Annotated in this window: 8 protein-coding genes and 1 pseudogene; 3 read left to right on the top strand and 6 right to left on the bottom strand. The window is 32.0% G+C overall.

Going from position 1 to position 7,775, the window contains the following annotated elements; genetic code table 11:
• Positions 1-399: 399 nt before the first annotated feature.
• The 6 genes and pseudogenes from V5787_RS03740 to V5787_RS03765 form a co-directional block, all read right to left on the bottom strand.
• Complete coding sequence (locus V5787_RS03740; protein ID WP_336891934.1) at positions 400-546, bottom strand: hypothetical protein; 147 nt, start codon at positions 544-546, stop codon at positions 400-402.
• A gap of 314 nt (positions 547-860) precedes the next feature.
• A complete protein-coding gene (locus V5787_RS03745; RefSeq protein ID WP_336891935.1) occupies positions 861-1,709 on the bottom strand; it encodes a transketolase in 849 nt (282 codons plus the stop codon).
• A gap of 199 nt (positions 1,710-1,908) precedes the next feature.
• Entirely contained in the window at positions 1,909-3,120 is a 1,212-nt protein-coding gene (gene dinB / locus V5787_RS03750; RefSeq protein ID WP_336891936.1) for a DNA polymerase IV, read from the bottom strand.
• A complete protein-coding gene (locus V5787_RS03755) occupies positions 3,120-4,541 on the bottom strand; it encodes a hypothetical protein (RefSeq protein WP_336891937.1) in 1,422 nt (473 codons plus the stop codon). The genes dinB and V5787_RS03755 overlap by 1 nt, the downstream gene beginning before the upstream one ends.
• Before the next feature lie 166 nt (positions 4,542-4,707).
• Positions 4,708-5,280: pseudogene (locus V5787_RS03760) on the bottom strand (DNA polymerase III subunit alpha); the annotation flags it as partial.
• Between the two features lie 55 nt (positions 5,281-5,335).
• Positions 5,336-6,091: a PHP domain-containing protein gene (locus V5787_RS03765; RefSeq protein ID WP_336891938.1), complete on the bottom strand. Its 756-nt coding sequence runs from the start codon at positions 6,089-6,091 to the stop codon at positions 5,336-5,338.
• A gap of 52 nt (positions 6,092-6,143) precedes the next feature.
• On the opposite strand from V5787_RS03765, the gene V5787_RS03770 reads away from it, so the two are divergent.
• From V5787_RS03770 to V5787_RS03780, 3 genes are read left to right on the top strand one after another with little or no spacing between them, the layout of a single operon-like run.
• Positions 6,144-6,917 (top strand): LexA family transcriptional regulator, encoded by a 774-nt coding sequence (locus V5787_RS03770; protein WP_336891939.1) that lies wholly within the window; start codon positions 6,144-6,146, stop codon positions 6,915-6,917.
• Positions 6,914-7,102: a hypothetical protein gene (locus tag V5787_RS03775; protein WP_336891940.1), complete on the top strand. Its 189-nt coding sequence runs from the start codon at positions 6,914-6,916 to the stop codon at positions 7,100-7,102. The genes V5787_RS03770 and V5787_RS03775 overlap by 4 nt, the downstream gene beginning before the upstream one ends.
• Positions 7,083-7,685 carry an exonuclease domain-containing protein gene (locus V5787_RS03780; protein ID WP_336891941.1) on the top strand — a complete coding sequence of 201 codons (603 nt, stop codon included), beginning with the start codon at positions 7,083-7,085 and terminating at the stop codon, positions 7,683-7,685. The genes V5787_RS03775 and V5787_RS03780 overlap by 20 nt, the downstream gene beginning before the upstream one ends.
• Positions 7,686-7,775 lie beyond the last annotated feature (90 nt).

Here is a 7,775-nt window from a genome sequence, read left to right on the forward strand (position 1 = left end):
AAAACTAAAGGAAAATGAACCAAAAAATAGATCCATAACTAACATAAACAATGAAAATAAGAAAAAAAAATATAAATTTTAGATTTAAAAAGTCAAAATTGAAATCTAAAAATGAAAAGAGCATTATGCAACGGTCTTATGTTATGATTCTCTAACTGTGAATTTATAACTGAAAATAATTTTTAAAAGGTTTTAGTTTTTGTCAATGCCGTTCTACACCTACTCAATGTACTGTGGTCTGGTGCTACCTATTCTATTGTCATTCCATAGAAATAACTGAAGGATAAACTATCGTTAAGTCTATCTTCTACTTCGTAATCGCTTAAACCATACCAACTCTGCAAAAGACACAATTTAAAAAGCAACAAACCATCATAGGAAGGCTTACCAACGGCACTTTTACCCCTGGAATAGTCCTTGTCTATTATTTTTGAAATTCGATCCCAATATAAGAATATTAATTTGACTGAAAAATGTAGCTTTTATCTTTCTTGTACGTAAATCACAAATGCTATCTGAAAAAGCAGCTGTTCTTTGTAGTTTCATAACTTAAATATAAGCTAACAAACAATGATATAAAACCTAAGTTTGGGTCTTTGTTTTTGTCATGTACATTGCAACGGTCTTAAGTTGTTTGAATAAACAGGGAAAACACTTCGATTTATCCGTTTTTTTGACTTGATGTAAGAAAATACCAAAAATTAACAGGAAACAAAAAGCGATTAAGAAATATTATTTATTCCTTAATCGCTTTATAAAATTACTTTTAAAAATGAGATGCTTTTTCAGTGCCCTCATTAATTTAAGTGCCTTTTTTTAGGTTGGTCTTTATAAAACTAGTTTATAAAGGTTTTTCTATTTTAGTAATCTCCTAAAGTAGCAGGGTTTTGAGCCAGTGCTTCTTCTAATTGTGCATCGCTTGGTGCTTTACCATGCCAAGCATGTGTATTCATCATAAAGTCAACTCCGTTACCCATTTCAGTTTCTAGTAAAATACATACAGGTTTCCCTTTTCCAGATAAATCTTTTGCTTTTGCTAAAATAGCTTTGATAGTATCTATATCATTTCCTTCTTTTTCTTCTAGTACTATCCATCCGAAAGCTTCGAATTTATCTTTAATAGAACCCATTGCCAATACCTGATCAGTAGTACCGTCAATTTGTTTTCCGTTTAAATCTATAGTTGAAATTAAGTTGTCTACTTTCTTAGCAGCTGCATACATAATTGCTTCCCAGTTTTGACCTTCTTGTAATTCTCCGTCACCATGTAATGTATAAACAATTTTATCGTCACCGTTTAATTTTTTTGCTTGAGCAGCTCCTAAAGCTACGCTCATTCCTTGTCCTAATGAACCAGAAGCAATACGGATTCCGTCTAAACCTTCATGAGTAGTAGGGTGTCCTTGTAAACGAGTGTTTAATAATCTAAAAGTAGCTAATTCTTCAACTGAAAAGAATCCGCTTCTAGCTAAAACGCTATAAAAAACAGGTGAAATATGACCGTTTGATAAAAAGAATAAATCTTCATTTTTACCATCCATATCAAAAACTTCAGAATTGTAAGACATTACATCTTGATACAATACCGTTAAAAATTCTGTACACCCTAATGACCCTCCTGGGTGTCCAGAATTTACTGCGTGTACCATACGTAATATATCTCTTCTTACTTGTTGAGAAAAATCCTTCAATTCTTGAGTTGTAGTCATTTTATTTAGTTTGTTTGTTAGCAAAAGTACATTATTTTATAGGATGTTACAAACATACTAAAATTATAAAAAACAGTATTGTTTTTAGTTGATTTACTTTAATGGAATTTCAATGACTTAGGGAGTTTATAAAGGATGTTTAACTACTGTGATTTCAAATTTAAAGGAAGTTTTATCTTGTGAAATATAAAGGTAAAAATTAACTTCTTTGGTTAGGTAGTAGGGGAGGTGTTTTATTATTAAAAGGGTCAAATCTAGCTATAGTCTTTGTATCCATACCTCGTGCACGTATTACAGCTTTGTATCCATAACGTTCACGCATTTTATCCATAGCTTGGTAGAGTTTGATAATCTTCTCATTATCATCAAACATGTCTATCTGAAAACCACCTTCTACCAAGTGGCTGAATTTTATTCCTATCATACGTACTAGCATACGTCTTTTATACAGTTTTTTGTACAAGTCTTTTATTACAGGAATAATTTTATGATCTGCTGAGTTATAGGGAATTCTCTTTTGAGTTGTATAGGTTTGAAAATCGGAATAGCGAATTTTAAAAGTAATGCAAGAAGTCAATTTATTTCTTTGACGCAATTGGTATACTAGATTTTCAGCCATAGCGATCAAGATACTTTTTAATTTAGCTATATCTGTCGTGTCTCTTTCAAAAGTACGTTCGGTAGAAATGGATTTTCGTTCTCGATATTGTACCACGGGGCTGTTGTCTATTCCATTGGCTTTTTTCCAAATGGAAATCCCTGATTTTCCAAAAACCCTTGCGAGCATTTCCATGGGTATTTCTTGGATAGTTTTAATTTTCTTAATTCCCAAATCACACAAAGACTGATAGGTTACCTCTCCTACCATTGGTGTTTTTTTTACAGATAAAGGAGATAAAAAAGGTTTTTCAGTTCCTTTGTTTACTTTGATCTCATTATTGGGTTTTGCTTCGCCAGTAGCTATTTTAGAAACGGTTTTATTTACAGATAAGCCAAAAGAAATAGGCAAACCTGTTTCTTTAATAATACGCTGCCGTAGTTCAGATGCCAATTGATGGCAGCCAAAAAACTGATCCATTCCTGTAAGGTCTATATAAAATTCATCTACAGAGGTTTTTTCGTATAAAGGCACCGACTCTTTGACAACATCTGTTACTAATTGAGAGTATTTGGTGTAGATTCCTGAGTTACCTCGAAGAACGATAGCTTCAGGACATAGCTGTCTAGCCATACGCATAGGCATGGCTGAATGTACACCAAAGGTTCTTGCCTCGTAGCTACAAGAGGCTACAACTCCTCTATCGGAAGTCCCTCCAATCAATATAGGTTTTCCGTTTAATCGACTGTCTAAAAGTCGCTCACATGAAACAAAAAAGGTATCTAAATCCATGTGTACAATTGATCTTTCCATTAGTTTGTTTTTTTTGTTTTAGGTCTTTGAGATTTTCTGCTATCGGCATAACGAGGATCTTCAATAATAGCCAAACGCTCCATGCTTGTAACTTCTATAGAAATAGAATCTAATTCAATTATTACTTTTCCTTTTAATCTGTAAATTCCTTTCCCTTTAAAAGGAAATTTCTCTGCGACAGGAGGAAAGTGTACCGTATCTAAAAAATCACCATCGAGATCTAAAAAAGTTCCAAAAAACATTTGCTTTCCGTTAGTGGTTTGAGTTTTTTTTACAGTTACTAGATAGCCTTCAATACAAATCATTTGGGTATTGTAATTTTGCAGGTTTTTAGCACGGAACGAATTAGATAAGTTTTCTGATAACAAATCAAAAGGGCTGCAAAGAGGGTAGCCTAATAATTCTATTTGATCAAAAGCATCTTCTAAGTTAGAGGATAATAATTTTGGAGTTTCGTAATTTATCGGCTCGGTTTTAAATAGGGTGACAGAAGTCTCTTTAAAAATCACTTTTTTAATTTTCATATGTGCTTCCCATAATAATTTTCGTTTGTTGATTCCCGTAAACTTAAAAGCGTTTATTTTTATTAAAATTCGTATCTGTTCTATAGAAATAGGTACCCGATCTATAAAGTCATTTAAGCTTTTAAAAGTACTATTGTTTCTTGCTTCTAAAATACGCTGGCTAGTTTTAAGTTTTAGCGATTGTAAAAAAACAAAACCAATAAAGATATCTTTTCCATAAATCACCATGCTATTCTTACTTTTGTTTACGCATGGGGCGTGAATGGTAGCTCCGAGTATACGAGCTTCATGAATGTACAATTCAGTGCTATAGAAACCGCCATAGTTATTAAGGGTAGCTACCATGTATTCTAGAGGGTAATAGGCTTTTAAAAACAAACTTTGATAACTTTCTACAGCATAAGATGCTGAATGTCCTTTGGCAAAAGCATAGCCAGCAAAACTTTCTATCTGTTTCCAAATTTCTTGAATCAATGGTGGTTTTTTTCCAGAGTTTAAGCAATTTGTAAAAAACTGTTCTTTTACCTTTGTAAATTCTTTTTGAGAACGAGATTTTCCAGACATTCCACGACGTAATACATCAGATTCTGCTAAACTCAGCCCTCCAAAATAATGTGCTACTTTGATTATATCTTCTTGATATACCATGACACCAAATGTTTCTGGCATAATATCTAACATAATTGGATGTGCATTTTTTCGTTTCTCAGGAAAGCGATAACGTAAAATATATTCACGCATCATTCCTGATTTTGCGACTCCTGGACGAATGACAGAACTTGCGGCTACCAAGCCTAAATAATTGTCTACTTGTAGTTTTTTTAATAACATGCGCATTGCAGGAGACTCTACATAAAAACAACCAATTACCTTTGCGTTTATCAGTAATTTTTTCATCTTCTTTAAAACCTTGAATATTATGAATATCTATCGGAGGTTGATTAGGGTGATTTTGTTTTACGATTTGGATAGCATCTTTGATTTTTCCCAATCCTCTTTGACTTAGGATATCAAATTTATAGAGTTGACTGTTTTCTGCAATGACCATATCAAACTGAACTGTAGCATAGCCTTTGGGCGGTAAAAAAGTAGCGACATAATGATGAATAGGTTTTTCTGAAATTAAAATTCCTCCGGCATGAATCCCTAAATAATTAGGAAAACCCTGAATATACTGACTGTAAATAAGTACCAATTGTGAAAGCCGATCTAATTTATCAAAACTGTAGTTCTGTCGGCATAAGGCATCAATTTCGGATTTAGGCAAACCAAATACTTTTCCTAGTTCTCTTACAGCTGCTTTGTATTTAAATGTATTATAAACCGCAATCAACGCTGTGTTAGGGAAACGCTTGAAAATAAAACGAGTAATATCATGCCTATCTGTCCAAGAAAAATCAATATCAAAGTCAGGTGGGTTTTTACGGTATAAATTGATAAATCTTTCAAAATACAAATCTAACTCTATAGGGTCTACATCAGTAATACGCAAAAGATACGCCACGATACTATTGGCTCCGCTACCTCTACCGACATAAAAATAGCCTTTGTAGCGAGCGTATTTTAAAATTTTCCAATTGATTAAAAAGTAGGAGACAAAGCCCTTTTTTTTGATGATTTTTAGCTCTTTTTCTATTCGGCTTAAAACGGCTTTGTTTTTTTATTAAAACGATATGGAATACCTTCATAAGTCAATTTTTGGAGCAGTCTATAATCCAAAGTTTCACATGCCGTATATGATTTTTGGTTAGATCTTCCGAAAAATTAAATGTTATAGAGCATTTTTCTAATAAAGCCTCCGTGTTTTTAATAATCACTGGATATTCGGAAAACATTTTTTTTAAAATTTCTACGGGAAGTAATATATTCAGTTCGTTTCCTTGTTCCGAATAAGGAAGCTTACTCAACAAGGTGTTGTTATCAATAGCACGCAATAATCGATGAGTATTAAAGTCTTTTTTGTTTTCAAAAGAAACCGTTTGTAATACCACCATTTTAGAGAATAGCTGTGTTGAATTTAAAAATTTCAAGGTGCCTAGGTCTTTTTTTTGAACTCCAATAAATTCATGTGGTTTTAAATTAAAATCTAGATTTTTAGAAAAAGGATAAATTACAAAGGTATCTTTTAGGTACTTAGATTGCTTTGGGATTTTAAAAGAAGATTGATGTAAAAAATGAGATAAATATGTGTTGATTGACTCAAATCCTTTGTTGTTTTTTGCTAATAAAATAAATTTTTGATTTGAACCATTTCTAAAATCAACTCCTAAAATAGGTTTTATTTTAAATTTTTTAGCCAAGCGAACTAACTCCAAACAAGACGATGTACTATTGATATCTGTAAAAGCCATAGCCTTAATGCCTAATTTATTTGCCATTTCTAACAATCGATTTGGAGCTATAGTGCCATAGCGTAAACTGAAATATGTATGTGTGTTTAAAAACATTCTGCAAAATTAACTACAAATAGTAGTTTTGATTACTTATATTTGTAGTATTATGAATAATATAGCTAAAAATATCCGACACTTACGTAAGATTAAAAATCTAACTCAAGAGCAACTATCTGAAGATATGAGTGTTACTAGATCTAAGATAGGTTCTTATGAAGAAGGACGTTCTGACCCTCCGATTGATATGTTGATTAATTTTTCAAATTATTTTAAATTACCTATTGATGTATTGATTAAAAACGATTTAACCTATGCTTCGGATACGTCTTTTATAGAAATAGGAAATCAACGTGTTTTATTTCCTATTACGGTAGATACTGATAATGAAGATTTGATAGAGGTAGTGCCTATTAAAACTTCTGCAGGTTATTTATTAGGATACGGAGATCCTGAATATATTGAACAGTTAGAAAAAATAAAGTTACCTTTTCTTCCTACGGGGAAACACAGAGCATTCCCTATCAAAGGAGATTCTATGTTGCCCATGAAAGACGGATCTTATGTTGTGGCACAGTATTTAGAAGATATTAGAGATATTAAAAACGGAACCTCTTATATTATTGTAACCTTAAATGAAGGTATGACCTATAAGAGAGTTTATGATAAAATTGAAGAAAATGGCACCTTATTACTTAAGCCAGACAATAGGAATTATGATTCCTATGAAGTCCCTTTAACAGAAGTATTAGAGATGTGGGAATATACTTGTAGCATTAATACCCAAGAATATGACGAACGTGATTTAAAAATAAGTAGTATTGCTATGATGCTAAATCAACTAGGAGTTGAGCTAAAAGAACTTAAAAAAATGGTCTCATGAAATATGCCATTGTAGATATAGAAACCAACGGTGATGTAAAAATCACAGAAATTAGCATCTTTATTTTTGATGGAACTCAGGTAATAGATGAATACACTACATTAGTTAATCCAGAGTGTGCTATTCCTGCTTTTATAACGAAGCTTACCAGGAATTACCAACAACATGGTAAAAGAGGCTCCTAAATTCCACGAGATAGCTACAAAGGTTTTTAAAGCAACTGAAGATTGTGTATTTGTAGCACATAATGTGAATTTTGATTACAATATAATTTCGAAAGAATTTAAAGAGTTAGGACTGAGTTTTAAGCGTAAAAAACTTTGTACAGTTCAACTATCAAAAAAACTATTACCTAGGAGAAAATCATATAGTTTAGGTAAACTTTGTATTTCTGAAAATATTCCTTTACTTGGAAGGCACCGAGCTAGAGGAGATGCAGAAGCAACTACAATTTTATTTGAAAGACTGTATAAGTTAGACAATGGATCGGTATTTGCTTCCTTTTTAGATCCAAAGTCAAAAGAGGCAAAATTTCCTCCTTTGCTGCAAAAAAACACGTTTGATAATTTGCCAGAAAAAGAGGGCGTTTATTATTTAAAAAATAAAGACAAAGAAATCATTTATATAGGAAAGGCAAATAATATTAAGCAACGTGTGTTGAGTCATTTTTATGACAAAAAGAAAAAGGAAGTCTTAATGTGTATGGCTACCGCAGATATTTTAAGACCGTTGCATAATGCTCTTTTCATTTTTAGATTTCAATTTTGACTTTTTAAATCTAAAATTTATATTTTTTTTTCTTATTTTCATTGTTTATGTTAGTTATGGATCTATTTTTTGGTTCATTTTCCTTTAGTT

Origin of the sequence: Flavicella sp. (genome assembly GCF_037132785.1) — a bacterium.
Lineage (GTDB): Bacteria > Bacteroidota > Bacteroidia > Flavobacteriales > Flavobacteriaceae > Flavicella.

Excerpts from the sequence above, each read along its gene's own strand:
- V5787_RS03740 (WP_336891934.1), bottom strand. The coding sequence starts at position 546 with ATGAAACTACAAAGAACAGCTGCTTTTTCAGATAGCATTTGTGATTTA.
- V5787_RS03745 (WP_336891935.1), bottom strand. The coding sequence starts at position 1,709 with ATGACTACAACTCAAGAATTGAAGGATTTTTCTCAACAAGTAAGAAGA.
- dinB (WP_336891936.1), bottom strand. The coding sequence starts at position 3,120 with ATGGAAAGATCAATTGTACACATGGATTTAGATACCTTTTTTGTTTCA.
- V5787_RS03755 (WP_336891937.1), bottom strand. The coding sequence starts at position 4,541 with ATGAAAAAATTACTGATAAACGCAAAGGTAATTGGTTGTTTTTATGTA.
- V5787_RS03765 (WP_336891938.1), bottom strand. The coding sequence starts at position 6,091 with ATGTTTTTAAACACACATACATATTTCAGTTTACGCTATGGCACTATA.
- V5787_RS03770 (WP_336891939.1), top strand. The coding sequence starts at position 6,144 with ATGAATAATATAGCTAAAAATATCCGACACTTACGTAAGATTAAAAAT.
- V5787_RS03775 (WP_336891940.1), top strand. The coding sequence starts at position 6,914 with ATGAAATATGCCATTGTAGATATAGAAACCAACGGTGATGTAAAAATC.
- V5787_RS03780 (WP_336891941.1), top strand. The coding sequence starts at position 7,083 with ATGGTAAAAGAGGCTCCTAAATTCCACGAGATAGCTACAAAGGTTTTT.